This is a genomic window from Rhizobium sp. M10, from assembly GCF_002531955.1.
In the GTDB taxonomy this organism is placed as follows: Bacteria; Pseudomonadota; Alphaproteobacteria; order Rhizobiales; family Rhizobiaceae; genus Rhizobium; species Rhizobium etli_C.
Genome location: NZ_NWTA01000002.1, coordinates 338464 through 358542 on the forward strand (window position 1 = coordinate 338464; position 20079 = coordinate 358542).

Below are 20079 nucleotides of genomic sequence, written 5' to 3' on the forward strand. Positions count from 1 at the left end.
GAGAAGAGGGAGTCGAGACTTTGCCGCAAGTCTCTTCTCCCCCGCGGGGAGAAGGTGGCGGCAGCCGGATGAGGGGGTTGGCTTGCGCAAACGTGAGCCGTCTCCATCACGCCACCTCCTCGAACCGCTTCAGCTCCGCCGGCGCGCCGACGGTCTCAAGGTAGAACCGTGTCAGCAGGTTCTTCGCCGTCAGCTGGCGATACTCCGCCGTGGCGCGCCAGTCGGTCAGCGGCTGGTAGTCGGCGTCGAAGGCGGGGCGGGCGGCGTCGATCGAGGCTTCCGTCCACGGCTTGCCGATCAGCGCGGCCTCGACTGACGGCGCGCGTTTCGGCGTCGCCGCCATGCCGCCGAAGGCGATGCGGATGTCGGTGATGGTCTCGGCCTCGTCGAGCGTCAGTAGAAAGGCGCCAAGCACGGCGGTGATGTCCTCGTCACGGCGCTTGGTGATCTTGTAGGCGGCAAAGCGGCTGGCGGCCTTGGGATAGGGCACGAAGACGCTTTCGACGAATTCGCCGGGTCTGCGATCCTGTTTGCCATAGGCGATGAAGAAATCCTCGAGCGGCATTCGGCGCTGCCCTTGCAGGGAACGCAGGGTCAGAGTCGCGCCGAGGGCGATCAGCGGCGGGGGACTGTCGCCGATCGGCGAACCGTTGGCGATATTGCCGCCGATCGTGCCCATGTTGCGCACCTGCTCGCCGCCGATGCGGTCTATCAGCCGCCCGAGCGCTGGGATCTTGCTGGAAATCGCCTCGAAGGCCCTGCTGTAGCTGACGCCGGCGCCGATGGTGACGCCATCATCGCTTTCCGTCACCGACTGCAATTCGCTCAGATGATTGATGAAAACGACCGGGCTCAGCCGGCGCATCTGCTTCGTCACCCAGAGACCGACATCGGTCGCGCCGGCAATGACGGTCGCGTCGGGTTCCTCAGAGAGGACTTCCGCCAGCGCCTGGAGCGAAGCCGGAACGATCAGCCGGTCTTCGCCGCTGGCAATCCGGATGGTGCCGCTCGCCTGCATGGCCCAGAGCCGCGCGACGATCTCCGAGCGTGTCCGCTGCAGTGGGTCGAAGAGCGCGCTCGGCCGCTGCAGGCTGACCTGCTCGGCGGCTTTGACGATCGGCTCGTAGCCGGTGCAGCGACAGAGATTGCCTTGCAGCGCCTTTTCGATCTCGCGGCGGCCGGGTTTTTCCTTCGTCAGCCACAGCCCGTAGAGCGACATGACGAAGCCCGGGGTGCAGAAGCCGCACTGCGAGCCATGACAGTCGACCAGCGCCTGCTGCACCGGATGCAGGGCGCCGTCCCGGCCGGCCAGATGCTCGACCGTCACCACGTGCGTGGCATGCAGTGAGCCCATGAAACGGATGCAGGCATTGACCGATTCGTAAGCGAGCTTGCCGTCGGCCAGCCGCCCGACGAGCACGGTGCAGGCGCCGCAGTCACCTTCGGCGCATCCTTCCTTGGTGCCCGTCAGCCGCCGCTTCATCCTGAGAAAATCGAGAAGTGTCTCTGTCGGCCCGACATTGGCGAGCGCGATATCTTCGCCGTTCAGGATGAAGCGGATGCTGTCGTTCATGATGTTCCCGGTTGTTTTTTCCAAATGGTTAAGCCGCCGTCCAGCCACCGTCAATCGAGATATGCGTTCCGGTCACCTGCCGGGCGGCGTCGCTGGCGAGGTAGAGCGACAGGGCGCCGATCTCTTCGGCCTTGACGAATTCACGGGTCGGCTGCGCCTTGAGGATGACCTCGCTCTTCACCTGCTCCTCGGTCATGCCGCGGGCCCTGGCGGTATCCGGTATCTGCTTTTCGACCAGCGGCGTCAGCACATAGCCGGGGCAGATGGCGTTCACCGTCACGCCGAATTCGGCAAGCTCCAGGGCGGCCGTCTTCGTCAGGCCTAATATACCATGTTTTGCCGCGACATAGGCGGATTTGAAGGGGGAGGCGACGAGCCCGTGGGCCGAGGCGATATTGATGATGCGGCCATGCTTTCTCGCCTTCATCAGCGGGATGGCGGCGCGCATGGTGTGAAAGGAGCTCGACAGATTGATGGCGATAATCTGATCCCACTTCTCGATTGGGAAATCCTCGATCTTCTCGACATGCTGGATGCCGGCATTGTTGACCAGGACATCGACGCTGCCGAAGCTCTTCGCCGCCGTTTCGATCAGGTCGGCGATCTCGGCGGGCTTGGTCATGTCGGCCGGATGATAGATCGCCCGTCCCTTCGACACCGATTCAAGCCGTTCGACGATCGCCTTGATTTCATCGGCATTTCCGAAACCATTGATGACGACATTGTCGCCGGTTTCGGCAAAGGCGGTGGCGATCGCCAGGCCGATGCCGCTGGTGGAGCCGGTGACGATGACTGATCTGCTCATGCTGTTTTCTCCTGACATCGCGATGCTGCGTTGCAACGTTATGGCGAGGTTATGCCCAAAGCCGGCAGGCTGGCAATTCCGCTTTATTCGCTTTTCTCGCCCGCATCCGTGTCCTATTGATTTGCCTCGACAATCGACATGCCTCGGGAGGATTTAATGAGCGGATATGTTCTGGCGATCGATCAGGGAACGACGTCGACACGGGCGATCGTCTTCGATGGCGACATGCATGTCGCCGGCAAGGGCCAGAAGGAATTCACCCAGATCTATCCGCGCTCCGGCTGGGTCGAGCACGATCCCGAGGAGATCTGGGACTCGGTCGTCTCCACCGTCAACATGGCGTTGCGCGACGCCGGGATTACGGCGAGGGATGTTGCTGCGCTCGGCATCACCAATCAGCGCGAGACGGTCGTCGTCTGGGAGCGCGAGACCGGCCGGCCGATCCAGAATGCCATCGTCTGGCAGGACCGGCGCACCGCGAGCTATTGCGATAATCTGAAACGGCAGGATCTCGAGCGGCTGTTCACCAGGAAGACCGGCCTGCTCCTCGACCCCTATTTTTCCGGCACGAAGCTTTCCTGGATGCTCGCCAACGTGAAGGGCGCGCGTGCACGTGCCGCCAGGGGCGATCTCTGCTTCGGTACGATCGACACTTTCCTGATCTGGCGGCTGACCGGCGGCAAGAGCTTCGTCACCGACGCCACCAATGCCTCCCGCACGTTGATGTACAATATCGGCGAAAACGCCTGGGACGAAGATTTGCTCGAGATTCTCAGAGTGCCGGCCGCCATGCTGCCTGACGTCAAGGATTGCTCCGCCGATTTCGGCACGGTCGATCCTGAGATCTTCGGCGCAGCGATCCCGATCCTCGGTGTTGCCGGCGACCAGCAGGCGGCCACCATCGGCCAGGCCTGCTTTGCAGCGGGCATGATGAAATCGACCTACGGCACCGGCTGTTTCGCGCTGCTCAACACCGGCGCCGATATGGTGCGCTCGAAAAACCGGCTGCTGACCACCATCGCCTATCGTCTGGACGGCGAGACGACCTATGCGCTCGAGGGTTCGATCTTCATCGCCGGGGCGGCGGTGCAATGGCTGCGGGACGGGCTCGGGATCATCGGCAGCGCCGCCGAGACCAATGCGCTTGCCGAGAAGGCCGATCCGACGCAGGACATCTATCTCGTGCCCGCCTTCACCGGCTTGGGCGCACCGCACTGGGATGCCAAGGCGCGGGGTGCGATCTTCGGACTGACACGCAACAGCGGTCCGGCGGAACTTTCGAGAGCGGCCCTTGAAGCTGTCTGCTACCAGACTCGCGATCTCCTCGATGCCATGAAGAAGGACTGGAAGAATGCCGGCGACGACACGGTGCTGCGCGTCGATGGCGGCATGGTGGCCTCCGACTGGACGATGCAACGGCTCGCCGATCTGCTCGATGCCCCGGTCGACCGCCCGGTCATTCTCGAAACGACCGCACTCGGTGCGGCCTGGCTCGCCGGCAGCCGGGCAGGGGTCTGGCCGGACCGGGATGGCTTTTCGGCAAGGTGGAAACGCGACCGGCGCTTCGAGCCCGACATGGATGACAAGGTGCGGGCGGCCAAGCTCAAGGGCTGGAAGAGCGCGGTCCGGCGGACGCTGAGCGAGGGGTGAAGCGCGATCGGAACCGCACCATAGCGTTGCCTGTTTCGGCGAGTGGGGCCTGGCTTTCAGCGACTTTTTCTTGATAATTTTTTGATGCGGCCTGTCGGCTAAGCGGTTACTCCTTCGTCATTCGGAAAGAGGAGTGACCCGATGCTTTATGCAATCCTTTGTTACGCTCACGAGGAAACCGTCTTCGCCTGGACCCAGGAGGAAGAGGCTGCCGTCATGGAGAAGCTTTACGCCGTGCAGGAGCCGCTGGCGAAAGCCGGTAAGCTCGGCCCCGTCGGGCGGCTGATGCCGACGACGGCTGCGACCACCGTGCGCAAAGGCAAGGACGAGCCCTTGGTCATCGACGGGCCCTTTGCGGAAACGAAAGAGGCGCTTCTCGGCTTCTATGTGGTTGACTTCGAAACCCTCGACGAGGCGGTCGCCTTCTCGAAGCAGCTTTCATCCGTCAATCCGGGTTCCACCTCTTACGAAATTCGGCCTTTCTACGTCTTCAGGCCGGGAGATGCTGCATCATGACCGATATTGCCTGGATCGACCTTGCTCTTGCCTCGGCCCGCCCGAAGGCGCTTGGCGCGCTGCTGCGCTATTTCCGCGATCTCGACACGGCGGAAGAGGCGTTTCAGGAGGCATGTCTGAGGGCGATCCGGACATGGCCGGAGAAAGGACCGCCGCGCGATCCGACAGCCTGGCTTATCTTCGTCGGCCGCAACAGCGGTATCGATGCGGTGCGCAAGCGGACGAAACTCCAGGCCCTGCCGGACGAGGAGGTCATTTCCGATACCGAGGATGCCGAAAGCGATATCGCCGATCGGCTGGACGAGTCCAATTATCGCGACGACATTCTGCGGCTTCTCTTCATCTGCTGCCATCCGGATCTGCCGGCCACCCAGCAGATCGCGCTGGCGCTGCGCATCGTGTCCGGCCTTTCGGTGACGCAGATCGCGCGCGCTTTCCTGGTATCGGAAAGCGCCATGGAGCAGCGCATCACCCGGGCGAAGGCGCGTGTCGCCAAGGCAGGCGTGCCTTTCGAAACGCCGAGCCCCGAGGAGAGGGCTGAACGTCTCTCGATCGTCAGCACGATGATCTATCTCATCTTCAACGAGGGCTACAGCCAGGCCGACCCCAAGCATGAGGCGGCCGCCTTCAGCGACGAGGCGATCCGGCTGGCGCGGCTGATGCTGCATATTTTCCCGGCGGAACCGGAGCTGATGGGGCTGCTTGCGCTTATGCTCCTGCAAATCTCGCGCCGGCCGGCGCGCTTCAGCGCCGAGGGCGAAATCGTGCTGCTTGAAGATCAGGACCGCTCGCTTTGGAGCCAACCCTTCATCAACGAAGCCCTGGCGCTGCTCGACAAGGCGCTGCGGCACCGCCGGCCCGGGCCGTATCAGCTTCAGGCGGCCATTGCCGCCATCCATTCCCGCGCGAAACGTGCCGAGGATACCGACTGGGTCGAGATCGATCTCCTTTACCGCGCGCTGGAGCGTGTGCAGCCTTCGCCTGTCGTGACCCTTAACCGCGCCGTCGTCGTTTCCAAGCTGCACGGGCCGCAGCAGGCGCTCGATCTCATCGATCCGCTCGGCGAGAAGCTCGGCGGCTATTTCTACTATCACGGTCTGCGGGGCGGGCTGCTGAAGCAGCTTGGCTTGACCTGCCAGGCGCGCGAGGCCTTCGACCATGCCATCGCGCTTGCCCATTCGGCGGCGGAAGCGGCCCATATCCGCCGGCAGATCGACAAGATGCAGGAAGAGCCCACGCAGCCGATCGCAAATTAAATCAAGATTGGCGCGCTGTCGGGACGGCGAAGTTTGATACGTCCTTGTAACAACCTGACAGGAAACAGGTTTCACTCAAATGGAGAGATGTCGAAATGACCGCAAGCACGCAACATGAACTCACCCTGGTTCGCGAATTCGACGCCCCGCGCGAGAAGATCTACAAGGCATGGACCGATCTCGACCTGCTGAAGCAGTGGTTCGTACCGCGCCCCTGGGGTGTCGCGGAAGCGACGCTCGACGTTCGCCCCGGCGGTTCCAATGTCATCGTCATGCAGGATCCCGGGGGCAATCAGTATCCGAACCGCGGCGTTTATCTCGAGATCGTCGAGAACGAGAAGATCGTCTTCACCGACGCCTATACCAGCGCCTGGGTGCCTGCCGAAAAACCTTTCTTCACCGGCGTCATCCTGCTCGAAGATCTCGGCAATGGCCGCACGAAGTATACGGCCAAGGCGCTGCACTGGCGCGCCGAGGACAAGGAAGAGCACGAGAAGATGGGATTCCACGAGGGATGGGGCAAGGCTGCCGATCAGCTGGCGGAACTGCTGGCGAAGATGTGAAGCGTTGAGGGCGGCGCGGTGGAGGCCCGCGCCGTCCTCATGCTTCACGTGCGGCGTGAGGTGGCTTGGAAGATGATTCCACTGAGGCTTGGAAGTCGTTGAATTTTAGCTTGGAATTGGGATTCGGGTGGCCAGGTGTTGCTGTCGACGCGGGGTGTTACCTGTGCCAATCTACCGGCATGAAGGGTTAGGTCTACATCCTCGCATCCGCGCGCAGTGGCACGCTCTATACCGGCGTGACGCGTGACCTTGCAGGTCGGCTATATGAGCATCAGAACGAACTGACGCCAGGCTTTACGTCGAAGTTTGGCGTAAAGACATTGGTGTGGTTCGAGGAGCATGATTTGCTGACGACTGCGATTACGCGGGAGAAGACGATCAAGAAATGGCCGCGGCAGTGGAAGCTCAATTTGATCGAGCGGGAGAATCCTGAATGGGAGGATATTTCGTTTCATCTGCTGGGTCTGTGAAGAGATGAGTCTCCCGTCGCGCGGACGCGCGACTGCTGGATTCCTGTGACAGGCACAGGAATGAGGTGTGTGAGGAGGCGCCTGCGCTCACCAACCGCTTTTTCCTAGAGCCGACCATTGTGCTTTTTCAGGCGAGCCAACAATCGTTGCTGCTCCCTGCTGTCGAGGAGTTTGAGTAAAAGCGTTCCCTCATGCTCCCTCATTCCTGTGCCTGTCACAGGAATCCAGCAGCGCCGTGTCTACGGCGCAAGGACTCTTTATCACGCTGCCATAAGCCCCGCACCACTATCGAAATTCTCGAACATTCCCTTCAAGAGTTTGTATTTGCGCTTGCTCTCCACGATCCTTATCTCCAGGCAGAACATAACGGGATGCAGACGATGGAACTCGGCCTTTATACCTTTGCGGATGTCAATCCCAATCCCTCGCGCAGCAAGGGAGCGGAGGGGGCCGAGCGGCTGAAGCATCTGATCGAGGAGATCGAGCTTGCCGATCAGGTCGGGCTCGACGTCTTCGGACTCGGCGAGCATCACCGGCCGGATTATGCGGCGTCGGCTCCGGCCGTCGCGCTGGCTGCGGCGGCCGTCAAGACCAGGAATATCCGGCTGACCAGCGCCGTCACCGTGCTTTCCTCGGATGATCCCGTGCGAGTCTTCCAGCAGTTTGCGACGCTTGATCTCATTTCCAACGGCCGGGCCGAAATCATGGCAGGGCGTGGCTCTTTCATCGAGTCCTTCCCGCTGTTCGGCTACAATCTCGAGGATTACGACCAGCTTTTCGAGGAGAAGCTCGATCTGCTCCTGGCGCTGCGCGACAGCGAGACGGTGGAATGGGAGGGCGAGCTTCGCGCGCCGATCCGCGGGCGCGGCGTCTACCCGAGGCCGCTGCAGGATCCGCTGCCGTTGTGGGTCGCGGTCGGTGGCACGCCGCAGTCGGTGGCGCGCGCCGGCGCGCTCGGACTGCCGGTTGCGCTCGCCATCATCGGCGGCGAGCCGCGCCGTTTCGCGCCGCTTTTCGATCTTTACCGCGAGGCGGCGCGGCGCGCAGGGCAGGATCAGGCCAAGCTGAAGACCAGCATCAATGTTCACGGCTTCATCGCCGATACGACCGAGGCCGCCGCCGAGCAGTTTTACGGGCCGCAGGCGGAAGTGATGAACCGCATCGGTCGCGAGCGCGGCTGGGGACCGACCAGCCGGGCGCATTTCGATCTGTCGCGTGGGCCGAACGGCGCGCTCTTCGTCGGCGATCCGGAGGTCGTCGCGGACAAGATCGTCGCCCATCACGCGCTTTTCAGGAACGACCGCTTCCTGCTGCAGATGGCGATCGGCCTGATGCCGCATGCTGAGATCATGCGCGGCATCGAGCTCTACGGGACGAAAGTCGCCCCGATCGTCAGAAAGGCATTGACTGAAAGGGGCGAAGGGGCGAAAGCCACGGCTTGAGGCGGCCGCGCCGCGCCCGCGCAAGGCCGGAAGAGACGAATGGTTATCGCAAACGACGATGAACTGACAAAGCTCAAGGAGATCGGCCGGATCTGCGCCAACGCCATCCAGGTGATGGCGGCAGCGATGGAACCGGGCATGACGACGCTGGAGCTCGATCGGATCGGCCGCAAGGTGCTTGAGGATTCCGGCGCGCGCTCGGCGCCGGAGTTCTGCTACCAGTTTCCGGGTGCCACCTGCATCAGCGTCAATGAGGAAATCGCCCACGGCATTCCCGGGCCACGTGTCATCCAGGCCGGCGATCTGATCAATATCGACGTCTCGGCTGAGAAGGACGGCTTCTTCGCCGATACCGGTGCTTCCTTCGCAGTGCCGCCGGTCAAGCCGAAGATCGAACGGCTCTGCCGCGACGGCAGGCGGGCGCTCTGGGTCGGGCTCAACCAAGTGAAATCGGGTGAGCCGCTGGCAAAGATCGGCACCGCCGTCGGCGCTTTCGCCCAGAAGAACCGCTATACGCTGGTTGCCAATCTGGCGAGCCACGGCGTCGGCCGTTCGCTGCACGAGGAACCAGCCGAGCTCTCCACCTGGCCCGATCCTTCGGAAAAGCGTGTCATGACGGACGGTCTCGTCTTTACGGTCGAGCCGTTCCTTTCGCTCGGCGCGACCTGGGCCGAGGGCGGCGACGATGCCTGGACGCTCTATGCCGATCCGAAGGCGCCGACCGTGCAATATGAACACACGGTGGTTGCGACGCGGAACGGACCGGTGATTTTGACTTTGCCGGACGGGCGGGCATAGGGCGACGGCTCAACGCTCTCCCTCATTCCTGTGCTCGTCACAGGAATCCAGCCACCGCGCGTCTGCGCGGTGAATGACTCCATAGGATATCGAGGAGAGTCTCCCGCGCCCAGGGACCTGGGCGCACTGGATCCCTGTGACGAGCACAGGGATGAGGAGGGGAGGTTGGCTCATCCATCAACTCACCCAGCTTGGCGGCCAATCTTCGCGCTCACCCCCGCGTTTCCGGCCTGCCGCCCTGCAGGATCTCCGTCGCAGCGCGTTCCAATATCCCGGCGATGCGGGCGGCCTCGGTTTTCGACCAGGGATAACGCATCCTGAGGGCCGAGCGCAGCAGCATGCGGGCGGCGCGGATATCGCCGCCGTCCTGCATGAAGTCGCCGTCATCGCTGTCGGCGCCGTGGCGATCGGTTTCGAAAACACGCTTCACATAGGCCATCTTCTCGCCGATGCGTTCGAGCTTGGCGAGCGTGTGGAGGATCATGTCGCGGTTTTCCTCGACGCGGCGGCGGCCGGCCTCGGTGATGCGGTAGAGCTTCTTGGTGCCCTCGTTCTCCACTTCGGCAAGACCGGTTTCCTCGAGATAGGTGAGTGCGGGATAGATGACGCCGGGGCTCGGCACATAGAAGCCGCCGGAACGCTCCTCCAGCAGCTTGATCAATTCGTAACCGTGGCGCGGCTGCTCGGCGAGCAGGGCCAGGATGACGAGCTGCAGATCGCCCGCCGCGAATTTGCGCCCCATGCGAAACGCTTCACCGAACATGCCGCCTTTAAAACCTCTCATGGCTTTTCCTTTCGCTAGATGTATCGTTGGCTATGTCGTAAAACATATATCGTAAGATACTCGTTTTCAAGTCGAGCCGGGATTTTTTCGACCTTTCCGGAAATTGATCGACCGATCAGAAATAGTCGTTTGCGATGCCGGTGTTGCGGCGCGATAAGCACTGCATGCTTTCCCGCCCGCCTTGCTCCCAGCCGAACCTCGTTGCCACCGCCGCTGCCGGCGCCGTTGCCATGGCGGCGGCCATGGGCTTCGGGCGCTTCTCCTATACGCCGATCCTGCCCGGGATGATGAGCAGCGTGCCGCTTTCGGCAGCGGATGCCGGCTTCATCGCTTCGGCCAATTTCGTCGGTTATCTCGTCGGCGCCGTGCTTGCGGCCTATGGCTGGGCGGCGGGGCGCGAGCGGCTCGTGGCACTCTCGGCGCTGCTTGCCACCGTAATCCTGCTCGCGGCCATGGCCGCCACCGATTCCGTCGCGGTCTTCGCCGTCATCCGCTTCCTGGCCGGCCTCGCCAGCGCCTTTGCGATGGTCTTCACCTCGTCGATCGTGCTCAGCCACGGGGCGGCGGCCGGCAACGACCATGTGCAGGCGGCGCATTTCGGTGGGCCCGGGGCGGGGATCGCGCTGTCCTCGGTGATGGTGCTGTTGATTGGCCTCGGCTTTCACGACGGGCCGGGCGGCTGGCGCGCCGATTGGATCGGCGGGGCAATCTATTGTGCGATAAGCTTGGTCGTCGTCTACCTTCTGCTGCCGTCGGCGCCGGCGCAAACGGCTGAGGCGGGCAAGGAGCCGGCGCTCAACTGGAGCCGGCCGATGGTGCTGGTAACCCTGTCCTACGGCCTGTTCGGCTTCGGCTATGTCATCACCGCGACCTTCCTCGTCACCATCGCCCGCCTGTCGGCAACGGGAGCTTTCGTTGAATTCCTCTGCTGGTTCATCGCCGGTCTGACGGCGGCCGTGGCGCTGTTTGCCTGGAGGCCGCTGGTGAGGTCCCTCGGGCTCGGCGGTGTCTATATCGCGGCGCTTCTGGTCGAGGCGGCCGGCGTGCTGGCGACCGTGGCGCTGCCGCCCTCGGTCGCACCGCTGATCGGCGGCGCACTGTTCGGCGCGACGTTCCTCGCGATCACGGCTTATGGGCTGCAGATCGGCCGCAAGCTTTCACCCGAGAGCCCGAGGCGAATTCTGGCGATGATGACGGCCGCCTTCGGTCTCGGCCAGATCGTCGGGCCTGTTGTTGCCGGCTGGATCGCTGAACGCTCAGGCAGTTTCACCGTGCCGACGGTGATCGCAGCCGGCGCACTCCTGGTCTGCGCCGCCCTGGTGATGCCCGTGATCAAGAAAGTCGCCTAACCGGTTACATCTCCGTAACAATCGGCCGAACCCATTGCTGCTTCCTTCGAACTGCCTTAGTTTCCGGCACAATCAGTGTTCCAAGACACTCCCGAGACTCCCAGTTCAGGAAAGCAAAGCCCCCCGTGTTTCATTCGTTTTTTCCCCAGCCGAAACCTTTCTTCATTTCGCTTGTCGTGTGGACACTGATTTCAATATTCGGCTGGTATTTTGTCGCTGAGGGCCTCGGCGCGTCGCTCGGCTTTGTGCCGGTTCCGGAAGAGCAGCAGCCGATCGATCTTTCTTTCTTCCTGCTGCCCGAAAATATCTGGTTCTACAGCTACTTCTTTCTCTCGGCGGTGATCTTCTGCGGCGCATGGCATCTGAGGGCGCTGCACCATCCCTGGAAGCTATGGTCGATCTGGGGTTCGGCGCTTATCATTTTCGTCACCTATTTCGGCGTCCAGATCACGGTCGTGATCAACAACTGGCGCCGGCCCTTCGGCGATCTTCTCCAGAACGCCTTGTCGAAGCAGCCGGGCATTTCCGTCGACAATTTTTACAGCCTGATGTGGGTCTTCTGTCAGATCGCATTCCTCAGCATGTTCGTGTCGATCATGACCGACTTCTTTACGAGCCACTACATCTTCCGCTGGCGCGCTGCGATGAACGACTTCTACATGTCGAAGTGGGAAAAGCTGCGTCACATCGAGGGCGCCTCGCAGCGCGTTCAGGAAGACACGATGCGTTTTTCGAGCACCCTCGAAGGTCTCGGCATTAGCCTGATCAACTCGGTGATGACCCTCGTAGTCTTCCTTCCGATCCTTCTGACGCTCTCGCATTACGTGACTGAACTGCCGGTCATCGGGCCGCTGGCGAATTCACTCTTCTGGCTGGCGCTCTTCTGGTCGGCATTCGGCACGCTGCTTCTGGCGGTCGCCGGTATCAAGCTGCCGGGCCTGAACTTCCGCAATCAGCGCGTCGAAGCCGCCTATCGCAAGGAACTCGTCTATGGCGAGGATCATGCCGAGCGGGCTCAGCCGTTGACGGTCAGGGAGCTCTTCAACAACGTTCGGCGGAACTATTTCCGCATGTATTTCCACTACATGTATTTTAACGTCGCCCGCTATTTCTACATTCAGGCAGACGCGCTCTTCGTGGTCTTCATGCTGGTCCCGACGATCGTTGCAGGCACGATCACCTATGGTATCTTCCAGCAGATCTCGACCGCCTTCGGCCAGGTCAGCAACTCGTTCCAGTATCTGGTCAACTCCTGGACGACGATCATCGAACTGCTCTCCATCCACAAGCGCCTCAAGGCCTTCGAGGCTGCTATCGACGACGAGCCGCTGCCGGCGATCGACCAGCATTATCTGGAGCGCGAAGCTGGCGTTGTTCATGTTGATGGCTGATGGGTGAGGCTGGACGGGTGGGGTCGTGGCTTTAAGGCCCGCTGTGCCGTGCGGCCCCCTCATCCGCCCTGACGGGCACCTTCTCCCCGCCGGGGAGAAGGGGGAACCGCGACCTCGCCACTGCTTCCTCTTGGAGAAGGTGGCCCGAAGGGTCGGATGAGGGGGCCGCACGGTACACCGTCCCGGTAATATAAACGCGTCACAACCCCGACGTCTGCTGCAGCTTGCCGCGGGCTTCGATCATCGGGATCGCTTCGGAATAACTGACGCAGGCGACATCGGCCCGATGGCAGACGTCGCTGACCAGGCGGTCCAGCGCCCGCCAGTAGGCGCCGCCGTTCATTTCGACGAAATGGAAGCCGAGCTGGAGGGGGATGCGGCTGCCGTTGTACTGGCGATCGAAGGCCTGGGAGAAGGCTGAATAGGCGCGCTGCTCGAAGGCGACGCTGTCTGCGGAATCTTCCTCGCCCCTCGAGTGGCGGACGAAGAGATTGTAGTCCATGCCGATGATCGGCTTTTCGCTCGGGCCTTCGGGGATCAGCGGCAGGCCGAAGCGGATGATGCCGTCTTCTTCGACCGGCATGGCCGGGCCTTTGGTGACGAGGCTTGCATCGTAAGTGAAGCCCGCCTTCTTTTCGGCGGCGATCATATCGGCGCCCGCGGTTGCCGAGAGATAGGGGGCGCGAAAGCCCTTGATGCCATGATCGACAAGGTCCTGCCAGCCGGCCGGCTCGTCGAGGCCGACGCTCTTCCAGGCATTCTTCAGCGTCGCGTGGAAGGTGGCGTATTCGGCTGACCAGTCGGCCTCGCTCCAGAGGCGGCCGTCGAAATGACCGCAGGCATGGCTCGAGATGTCGTGGCCTTCGAGATGGGCATGCCAGATATTGCCGAGGCGTTCGCGGATTTCGTCGTCGCTCTGGGCGAAGCCGACATTGGATTTTCCGCGTTTCTGATGCGGCGCCTGGTAGGCCTTCTTCGCCGCCTCGTTCATCAGGAAGGTGCAGGAGAGGAAATAGGTGAAGTGGGCGCCGTTCTTGGCGGCCATCTCGCGGCTTTTCAGCCAGAGCGCGTTATCATGGGCGCCGTCGAAGGAAATGATGACCAGCTGCTTCGGCCGGTCGGCCCCCTCTGCCGTGACAGGAAGAAGGAACGAGGCAGCCAAACAGGCGGAGAGGAAAGGACGAGACATGGGCACCGCGACAATTTGTTCGCGGTTTCCCTCTAATAGAATTGCGGCGAAGCTACGGTCCGGCTGGCATTTTTTCACGCCAGGCTCTAAGCCATGACAAACGGCACGGAAGGGACCCGCAATGACTTTGCTTATCATCGGCATCATACTTTTCCTCGGCGTGCATCTGGTGCGGGTGGTCGCTCCCGGCTTTCGCCAGTCGATGATCGCAAGCCTCGGCGAGAAGGGCTGGCGGGCCGCCTATTCGATCGCGAGTCTCGCCACGCTGATCCTCTTGATCTACGGCTTCGGACAGGCGCGCGCGGTGACCGGTGTGCTCTACAATCCGCCGGTCTGGATGGCGCATATCTCGATCACGCTGATGCTGATCGCGATGATCTGTCTGGTCGCCTCGCTGCTGCCGGCCGGACACATCGCCACCAAGACGAAACATCCGATGGTATTGTCGGTGAAGATCTGGGCGCTGGCGCATCTGCTCGCCAACGGCGAGACGTCTTCGGTGCTGCTGTTTGCCGCTTTCCTCGCCTGGGGTGTCATCCTGCGCATCTCGCTGAAACGGCGGCAGCGGGCGGGCGAGATCACGCTGCGCCCCTTCGTCTCGGCGAAATACGATCTCTATGCCGTCGTCATCGGCATCGTTGCCTGGGCGCTGATCATCTGGAAGCTGCACGAATGGTTGATCGGCGTTTCACCGCTGGTCGTGTAACGAATCTTTCATATCCCCCTTACAACCGCGGCAAAATGCGGTAGAAGGCCCGGCAATGTGCGTAGCGCACAGCCTATGGGTATTGCCGCGGCCGGAGACGAGAATGGCATTCAACGACGACAGCTTCATCCGTGAAGTCAATGAGGAATTGCGGTCCGACCAGATGAAGGGCGCCTGGCGCCGGTTCGGCCGCTATATCATCGTCGCTGCCATCCTGATCGTCGTCGGCACCGCCGGCAAGGTTCTCTACGACTACTGGGACGATAGCCGTTCCTCGGGCGCCGGCGACCAGTTCCTGGCGGCGATGAAGCTTGCCGACGAGAACAAGAACGATGAGGCGCTGGCCGCGCTCGACAAGCTGGAGAAGGAAGGGCATGGCGCCTATCCGGTGCTGGCGCGCATGCGGGCTGCGACCGTCCAGGCCCAAAAGGGCGACGCCGCCGCGGCGATCACCGCCTTCAACGAGATCGGCAAAGACAACGGCATTCCCGCTGCCGTGCGCGATGCCGCCAGAATGCGTGCGGGCTGGCTGCTGATCGAGAACGGCTCCTATGAACAGGTTTCGGCCGCGATCGAGGAAATGGCCGTGCCCGGCAACGCCTTCCGCCATTCGGCGCGCGAGGCACTCGGTCTGGCCGCCTACAAGGCCGGCAACATGGCGCAGGCGCGGCAATGGTTCCAGTCGATTGTCGATGACGCCGAAAGCCCGCGTCCTGTTGCCAATCGCGGCCAGATGATGCTTGATCTCATTACCGCATCCGGCAAGGCGCCCGCCGCGCAGGGCTGAGTTTTAAGGAAAAAGAATGAGTTTCACGGTCGCCATCGTCGGTCGTCCGAATGTCGGCAAGTCGACGCTTTTCAACCGCCTGGTGGGCAAGAAGCTTGCGCTCGTCGACGATACGCCCGGCGTGACGCGTGACCGCCGGCCGGGTGATGCGCGGCTGATGGGCCTGACCTTTACGATTATCGACACGGCCGGTCTGGAAGAGGCGGACGAGGAAAGTCTGCAGGGCCGGATGCGCGCCCAGACGGAAGCGGCGATCGACGAGGCCGATCTTTCGCTTTTCGTCGTCGATGCCAAGAACGGGCTGACGCCGGTCGATACCGCTCTTGCCGAAATGCTGCGCCGACGCGGCAAGCCGGTGGTGCTCGTCGCCAATAAATCCGAAGCGCGCGGCTCCGACAGCGGCTTCTACGACGCCTATACGCTGGGTCTTGGCGAGCCGACGCCGATTTCGGCCGAGCACGGGCAGGGCATGCTCGACCTGCGCGACGCGATCGTCGAGGCGATCGGCAAGGACCGTGCCTATGCCAAGGACGATGTCGCGGTTACCGATGTCGACATTCCGCCGGACGAAAACGAGGCCGACGGCGAGGACGAAGAGCCGATCTATGACGACACCAAGCCGCTCAGGGTGGCGATCGTCGGCCGGCCGAATGCGGGCAAGTCGACGCTGATCAACCGTTTCCTCGGCGAGGACCGGCTGTTGACCGGGCCGGAGGCCGGCATCACCCGGGACTCCATCTCGGTCGAATGGGATTGGCGCGGCCGCACCATCAAGATGTTCGACACCGCAGGCATGCGCCGCAAGGCGCGGGTAACCGAGAAGCTGGAAAAACTTTCGGTCGCCGATGCGCTGCGCGCCATCCGCTTCGCCGAGACGGTCGTCATCGTTTTCGACGCGACGATCCCCTTCGAGAAGCAGGACCTGCAGATCGTCGATCTCGTGCTGCGCGAGGGGCGCGCCGCCGTTCTCGCCTTCAACAAATGGGACATGATCGAGGACCGGCAGGCGGTGCTTGCCGACCTGCGCGAAAAGACCGACCGGCTGCTGCCGCAGGCGCGCGGCATCCGCGCCGTGCCGATCTCCGGCCAGACCGGCTGGGGGCTGGACAAGCTGATGCAGTCGATCATCGATACCGACAGGGTCTGGAACAAGCGTATCTCGACGGCACGGCTCAACCGCTGGCTGGAAACGCAGCAGATCCAGCATCCGCCACCGGCCGTCTCCGGCCGGCGCATCAAGCTGAAATACATGACCCAGGTCAAGGCACGCCCGCCGGCCTTCATGATCTCCTGCACCCGCTCCGACGCGCTGCCGGAATCCTATACGCGCTATCTGATCAACGGGTTGCGTGCCGATTTCGACATGCCGAGCGTGCCGATCCGCATCCATTTCCGTTCGCCTGATAATCCGTACGAATCGAAGAAGAAGCGGACGTAGAGGCTGGGCGCCAGTTGGTGCTTGCGGGAATATCCGGTCGCGTTGTGGCGCGGGATACCCCCTCTGCCCTGCCGGGCATCTCCCCCACAGGTGGGGAGATCGGATGGGCGGACCCGCTCGTTCCAACATCAATTGTCTGGTGGGATTCCATCCGCGAGTCGATCTCCCTCCTTGTGGGGGAGATGCCCGGCAGGGCAGAGGGGGGTGCCTCAGGCACGACCTATCTCGGTTGTGGTGAATCTAAGCTATGCTCTTAGTCAGCGCTTCACGCAGCGCCACGATCTCGGCCTGGAGCCGAGTAAGATCCCCAGCGTCAAGGCCGCTCGCTTCCGCGATGCAGCCGGGAATGCCGATCGCCTTTTCCTTCAGGCGAATGCCTGCTTCGCTTAAGCGGATGACGACGACGCGTTCGTCCGTGCTGCTGCGCTCGCGGCTGATATAGCCGGCGCTTTCCAGGCGTTTCAGCAGTGGTGTCAATGTGCTCGATTCCAGGAAGAGTTTCTCGCCGAGGTCGCCGACCGTCTGGCCGTCCTGTTCCCATAGCGCCACCAAGGCAAGATATTGCGGGTAGGTGAGGCCGAGCGTGTCGAGTAGCGGCTTGTAGACGCGGTTCAGCGCGTGGCTTGCCGTGTAGATGGCAAAGCAGATGAAATCGTCGAGCTTCAGCTGATCCTGCATGGGGGCATCTCCAAAACCGAGCGAATTTATATCGCGCGATAAATAATCGGAAGCGATTTTTATGCATGGCTGATATGCGGAAATTTAAATTGTCCAATAAATAATCGTGCGCGATATAAATACGTGTTCGAGACGAACAACGAAACCGAGAGGACAAGACAATGTCGACCATCAAGACCGCAGTTTCCGCAGCAGTACTCCTGGCAACCTCCGCCGTCGGCGCGCTTGCCGATCCGGTCCTCGAGCCGACAACGCAGACGTTCATCGACGGTCTTGCCGGCGGCAAGCCGATCTACACGCTGTCGCCGGCCGATGCCCGTAACGTTCTGTCCGGCGCGCAGAAGGGCGAGGTCAAAAAGCTCGCCGCAAAGGAAGAGGATAAGGTCATCAAAACAGGCCCGACCGGCAGCATCAAGCTGCGCATCGTCCGCCCGGAGCATGCCAAGGGCACGCTGCCGGCCGTTCTCTACTTCCACGGCGGCGGCTGGGTGCTCGGCGATGCGGATACGCATGACCGGCTGGTGCGCGAAATCGCCAATGGCGCCAATGCCGCCGTCGTCTTCGTCGACTATGAACGCTCGCCGGAGGCCCGATACCCCGTGGCCATCGAGCAGGCCTATGCCGCGACCAAATATGTCGCCCAGCATGCCAAGGAATTCAACGTCGACGCCGGCAGGCTCGCGGTCGCGGGCGACAGCGTCGGCGGCAACATGGCGGCGGTGGTGACGCTGCTTGCCAAGGAGCGCGGCGGCCCCGCCATCGACCAGCAGGTGCTGTTCTACCCGGTCACCGACGCCAACTTCGACAATGGTTCCTATAATGAGTTCGCCAATGGCCCCTGGCTGACCAAGGAAGCGATGAAGTGGTTCTGGAACGCCTACCTGCCTGATGAGGCCAAGCGCAAGGAGCCGACGGCTTCGCCGCTGCAGGCATCGCTCGAACAGCTCAACGGCCTGCCGCCGGCCCTTATCATCACCGATGAAAACGACGTGCTGCGCGACGAAGGCGAAGCCTATGGCCGCAAGCTCAGCCAGGCCGGCGTCAAGGTCACCTCGATCCGCTACAACGGTACGATCCACGACTTCGTGCTGCTGAATGCGATTGCCGAAACGCCGGCGGTCCGCAGCGCGATCAAGGTCGCGAACGACACGCTGCGCAGCGCGTTGCACAAGTAAGCTCGATCGGAACTCTTGTTTCCACGCAATTCCCTAGGAAAGTCGCTTCGCGCTTTTCCCGGCAAAACCGCTTCACCCTTTTGCGGGAATGGCTTTAGTCTGCAGACGGCAAAGGCCCGGCGGTTTCGCCGGGCTTTCTGCTTCTTGGAAGCGACTTGGCAAATTGCCAGGCCTTCTTCCATTTCGGCGTGATCACGCCATTGGCGGCGCGGATATTGTTGATGAACTGCGTCGTCGCCGCTTCCCAGGAATATTGCATGGCCAGCGCGCGCGCCTTCTCGCGCGAAGCGGAAAGGGCGGCAAGGCAGGCGGTGCGCAGGTCCGCATCCAGCGCCCCGACCTCGCTATCCTCGCCGATAATATCGAGCGGCCCGGTGACGGGGTAGGCGGCAACCGGCACGCCCGATGCCAGCGCTTCGAGGATGGTGTTGCCAAAGGTGTCGGTGAGCGACGGGAAGACGAAGACGTCGGCTTGAGCATAGGCCTTCGCCAGATCCTCGCCGAATTTCACGCCGGTAAAGTGCACATCGGGATAGCGCTGCTCCAGTTCGGCGCGCGCCGGGCCATCGCCAACGACAACCTTCGAGCCGGGCAGGTCGAGATCGAGAAAGGCCGGCAGGTTCTTTTCCAGCGCGACGCGGCCAACCGTCATGAAGATCGGACGCGGCAGGCCGAAAGGCTCCTTTTCGAGTGGCATGGGATGAAATTGCGTGGCGTCGATACCCCGCGTCCAGGGCATCAAATTCTTGATGCCGCGGGCTGACAGCTCGCGGGCCAGGCTCGGTGTCGCGACCATGCAGCCGGCGCCGCCATTGTGGAACCAGCGTATGAAAGCATAGAGCCAGCTCTGCGGGATCGGCAGGCGGGCCGAAACATATTCGGGAAAGCGGGTGTGATAGCTGGTGGAGAAGGGCATGCCCTTGCGCAGACACCAGCGGCGGGCGGTCAGCCCCAGCGGACCTTCGGTGGCGATGTGCACATAGGTGGGATTATGCTTTTCGATCTCGCGCGCGACGCGGCGGTAACCGGCGATCGACAGGCGGATCTCCGGGTAGGTCGGGCAGGGGATGCTGTTGAAGCGCTCCGGCGTCACCATCGAAACCTCAACGCCCATCTTCGCCAATTCGCGATTGGTGTTCTCGATCGAGCGCACGACGCCGTTGACCTGCGGGTGCCAGGCGTCGGTGACGATCACCAGCCGTTCCGGCAGATTTCCGGCGGCCGCAGCATTGGCCCAGCTCTCGCCGCTATAAGTGTTTGCCGGACGTTGCAGCATGTCGTGATTTCCATCCGCGTTGCAGTGATATGCCAACGCTCAGCCCCATAGCGGGGTTCCGGAACGGCGATTCCCGCCTGCCTATTTTGAGGCATGACCATGATGGAAATATTACAGCCGCATGCCAGCATTTGCAGGGCTTTTGGCGGCCCGATCCCGGCGAATATGTCAGCGGCCGATCGCGAATTTCATGCGGAAGGAATGACGGCGCCGGTCATGGACCGGCGCCGTTT

At 62.3% G+C, this 20079-nt stretch carries 19 protein-coding genes; 13 read left to right on the forward strand and 6 right to left on the reverse strand.

The features are described 5' to 3' along the window. Nucleotides 1-106: 106 nt before the first annotated feature. Nucleotides 107-1573, reverse strand: a complete 1467-nt coding sequence (gene xdhA / locus CO671_RS03385; protein WP_097604388.1) for a xanthine dehydrogenase small subunit — start codon at nucleotides 1571-1573, stop codon at nucleotides 107-109. 28 nt (nucleotides 1574-1601) lie between these two features. Beyond that, nucleotides 1602-2378: a 3-hydroxybutyrate dehydrogenase gene (locus CO671_RS03390; protein ID WP_097604391.1), complete on the reverse strand. Its 777-nt coding sequence runs from the start codon at nucleotides 2376-2378 to the stop codon at nucleotides 1602-1604. Between the two features lie 156 nt (nucleotides 2379-2534). On the opposite strand from CO671_RS03390, the gene glpK reads away from it, so the two are divergent. The 7 genes from glpK (at nucleotide 2535) to map (ending at nucleotide 9073) form a co-directional block, all read left to right on the forward strand. After that, entirely contained in the window at nucleotides 2535-4028 is a 1494-nt protein-coding gene (gene glpK / locus CO671_RS03395) for a glycerol kinase GlpK (protein WP_097604395.1), read from the forward strand. A 141-nt stretch (nucleotides 4029-4169) separates the two neighbouring features. Continuing rightward, nucleotides 4170-4544 carry a YciI family protein gene (locus tag CO671_RS03400; RefSeq protein ID WP_064684422.1) on the forward strand — a complete coding sequence of 125 codons (375 nt, stop codon included), beginning with the start codon at nucleotides 4170-4172 and terminating at the stop codon, nucleotides 4542-4544. After that, on the forward strand, nucleotides 4541-5800 hold the full coding sequence (locus CO671_RS03405; RefSeq protein ID WP_097604399.1) for an RNA polymerase sigma factor: 1260 nt from the start codon (nucleotides 4541-4543) through the stop codon (nucleotides 5798-5800). The genes CO671_RS03400 and CO671_RS03405 overlap by 4 nt, the downstream gene beginning before the upstream one ends. Before the next feature lie 95 nt (nucleotides 5801-5895). Continuing rightward, nucleotides 5896-6363 (forward strand): SRPBCC family protein, encoded by a 468-nt coding sequence (locus CO671_RS03410; protein WP_097604404.1) that lies wholly within the window; start codon nucleotides 5896-5898, stop codon nucleotides 6361-6363. Between the two features lie 197 nt (nucleotides 6364-6560). Further along, nucleotides 6561-6833 carry a GIY-YIG nuclease family protein gene (locus CO671_RS03415; protein WP_245424947.1) on the forward strand — a complete coding sequence of 91 codons (273 nt, stop codon included), beginning with the start codon at nucleotides 6561-6563 and terminating at the stop codon, nucleotides 6831-6833. A 380-nt stretch (nucleotides 6834-7213) separates the two neighbouring features. Then, a complete protein-coding gene (locus CO671_RS03420) occupies nucleotides 7214-8275 on the forward strand; it encodes an LLM class flavin-dependent oxidoreductase (protein ID WP_097605059.1) in 1062 nt (353 codons plus the stop codon). 39 nt (nucleotides 8276-8314) lie between these two features. Then, complete coding sequence (gene map, locus CO671_RS03425) at nucleotides 8315-9073, forward strand: type I methionyl aminopeptidase (RefSeq protein ID WP_010030330.1); 759 nt, start codon at nucleotides 8315-8317, stop codon at nucleotides 9071-9073. 211 nt (nucleotides 9074-9284) lie between these two features. On the opposite strand, the gene CO671_RS03435 is transcribed toward map, so the two are convergent. After that, entirely contained in the window at nucleotides 9285-9857 is a 573-nt protein-coding gene (locus CO671_RS03435) for a PadR family transcriptional regulator (protein ID WP_097604410.1), read from the reverse strand. Between the two features lie 134 nt (nucleotides 9858-9991). Between CO671_RS03435 and CO671_RS03440 the strand changes: the two genes are divergently transcribed. Beyond that, nucleotides 9992-11206 (forward strand): MFS transporter, encoded by a 1215-nt coding sequence (locus CO671_RS03440; protein ID WP_097604415.1) that lies wholly within the window; start codon nucleotides 9992-9994, stop codon nucleotides 11204-11206. A 125-nt stretch (nucleotides 11207-11331) separates the two neighbouring features. Further along, the gene (gene sbmA / locus CO671_RS03445; protein WP_097604417.1) at nucleotides 11332-12597 is read left to right on the forward strand and encodes a peptide antibiotic transporter SbmA; all 1266 of its coding nucleotides are present in this window, start codon (nucleotides 11332-11334) and stop codon (nucleotides 12595-12597) included. 199 nt (nucleotides 12598-12796) lie between these two features. Here sbmA and CO671_RS03450 read toward each other — a convergent pair whose 3' ends face one another. Next, nucleotides 12797-13786: a polysaccharide deacetylase gene (locus tag CO671_RS03450; RefSeq protein ID WP_097604420.1), complete on the reverse strand. Its 990-nt coding sequence runs from the start codon at nucleotides 13784-13786 to the stop codon at nucleotides 12797-12799. Nucleotides 13787-13907: 121 nt separating this feature from the next. On the opposite strand from CO671_RS03450, the gene CO671_RS03455 reads away from it, so the two are divergent. The 3 genes from CO671_RS03455 to der all read left to right on the forward strand — a co-directional run bounded on the left by CO671_RS03455 (nucleotide 13908) and on the right by der (nucleotide 16717). Continuing rightward, the gene (locus CO671_RS03455) at nucleotides 13908-14492 is read left to right on the forward strand and encodes an NnrU family protein (RefSeq protein WP_097604425.1); all 585 of its coding nucleotides are present in this window, start codon (nucleotides 13908-13910) and stop codon (nucleotides 14490-14492) included. 103 nt (nucleotides 14493-14595) lie between these two features. After that, on the forward strand, nucleotides 14596-15279 hold the full coding sequence (locus CO671_RS03460; protein WP_097604429.1) for a tetratricopeptide repeat protein: 684 nt from the start codon (nucleotides 14596-14598) through the stop codon (nucleotides 15277-15279). 16 nt (nucleotides 15280-15295) lie between these two features. After that, nucleotides 15296-16717: a ribosome biogenesis GTPase Der gene (der, locus tag CO671_RS03465; RefSeq protein ID WP_097604433.1), complete on the forward strand. Its 1422-nt coding sequence runs from the start codon at nucleotides 15296-15298 to the stop codon at nucleotides 16715-16717. 240 nt (nucleotides 16718-16957) lie between these two features. Here der and CO671_RS03475 read toward each other — a convergent pair whose 3' ends face one another. Next, the gene (locus CO671_RS03475; RefSeq protein WP_097604437.1) at nucleotides 16958-17395 is read right to left on the reverse strand and encodes a MarR family transcriptional regulator; all 438 of its coding nucleotides are present in this window, start codon (nucleotides 17393-17395) and stop codon (nucleotides 16958-16960) included. A 161-nt stretch (nucleotides 17396-17556) separates the two neighbouring features. Here CO671_RS03475 and CO671_RS03485 point away from each other — a divergent pair, with 161 nt between their 5' ends. Then, nucleotides 17557-18570, forward strand: a complete 1014-nt coding sequence (locus CO671_RS03485; RefSeq protein ID WP_097604441.1) for an alpha/beta hydrolase — start codon at nucleotides 17557-17559, stop codon at nucleotides 18568-18570. Nucleotides 18571-18664: 94 nt separating this feature from the next. Here the strand turns inward: CO671_RS03485 and CO671_RS03490 are convergent, their stop codons facing one another. Continuing rightward, nucleotides 18665-19846 (reverse strand): glycosyltransferase family 1 protein, encoded by a 1182-nt coding sequence (locus CO671_RS03490; protein WP_097604444.1) that lies wholly within the window; start codon nucleotides 19844-19846, stop codon nucleotides 18665-18667. Nucleotides 19847-20079 lie beyond the last annotated feature (233 nt).

Bases quoted from the DNA above. Each gene is read 5' to 3' on its own strand.
- xdhA (WP_097604388.1), bottom strand. From the start codon at position 1,573: ATGAACGACAGCATCCGCTTCATCCTGAACGGCGAAGATATCGCGCTC.
- CO671_RS03390 (WP_097604391.1), bottom strand. From the start codon at position 2,378: ATGAGCAGATCAGTCATCGTCACCGGCTCCACCAGCGGCATCGGCCTG.
- glpK (WP_097604395.1), top strand. From the start codon at position 2,535: ATGAGCGGATATGTTCTGGCGATCGATCAGGGAACGACGTCGACACGG.
- CO671_RS03400 (WP_064684422.1), top strand. From the start codon at position 4,170: ATGCTTTATGCAATCCTTTGTTACGCTCACGAGGAAACCGTCTTCGCC.
- CO671_RS03405 (WP_097604399.1), top strand. From the start codon at position 4,541: ATGACCGATATTGCCTGGATCGACCTTGCTCTTGCCTCGGCCCGCCCG.
- CO671_RS03410 (WP_097604404.1), top strand. From the start codon at position 5,896: ATGACCGCAAGCACGCAACATGAACTCACCCTGGTTCGCGAATTCGAC.
- CO671_RS03420 (WP_097605059.1), top strand. From the start codon at position 7,214: ATGGAACTCGGCCTTTATACCTTTGCGGATGTCAATCCCAATCCCTCG.
- map (WP_010030330.1), top strand. From the start codon at position 8,315: ATGGTTATCGCAAACGACGATGAACTGACAAAGCTCAAGGAGATCGGC.
- CO671_RS03435 (WP_097604410.1), bottom strand. From the start codon at position 9,857: ATGAGAGGTTTTAAAGGCGGCATGTTCGGTGAAGCGTTTCGCATGGGG.
- CO671_RS03440 (WP_097604415.1), top strand. From the start codon at position 9,992: ATGCCGGTGTTGCGGCGCGATAAGCACTGCATGCTTTCCCGCCCGCCT.
- CO671_RS03450 (WP_097604420.1), bottom strand. From the start codon at position 13,786: ATGTCTCGTCCTTTCCTCTCCGCCTGTTTGGCTGCCTCGTTCCTTCTT.
- CO671_RS03455 (WP_097604425.1), top strand. From the start codon at position 13,908: ATGACTTTGCTTATCATCGGCATCATACTTTTCCTCGGCGTGCATCTG.
- CO671_RS03460 (WP_097604429.1), top strand. From the start codon at position 14,596: ATGGCATTCAACGACGACAGCTTCATCCGTGAAGTCAATGAGGAATTG.
- der (WP_097604433.1), top strand. From the start codon at position 15,296: ATGAGTTTCACGGTCGCCATCGTCGGTCGTCCGAATGTCGGCAAGTCG.
- CO671_RS03475 (WP_097604437.1), bottom strand. From the start codon at position 17,395: ATGCAGGATCAGCTGAAGCTCGACGATTTCATCTGCTTTGCCATCTAC.
- CO671_RS03485 (WP_097604441.1), top strand. From the start codon at position 17,557: ATGTCGACCATCAAGACCGCAGTTTCCGCAGCAGTACTCCTGGCAACC.
- CO671_RS03490 (WP_097604444.1), bottom strand. From the start codon at position 19,846: ATGCTGCAACGTCCGGCAAACACTTATAGCGGCGAGAGCTGGGCCAAT.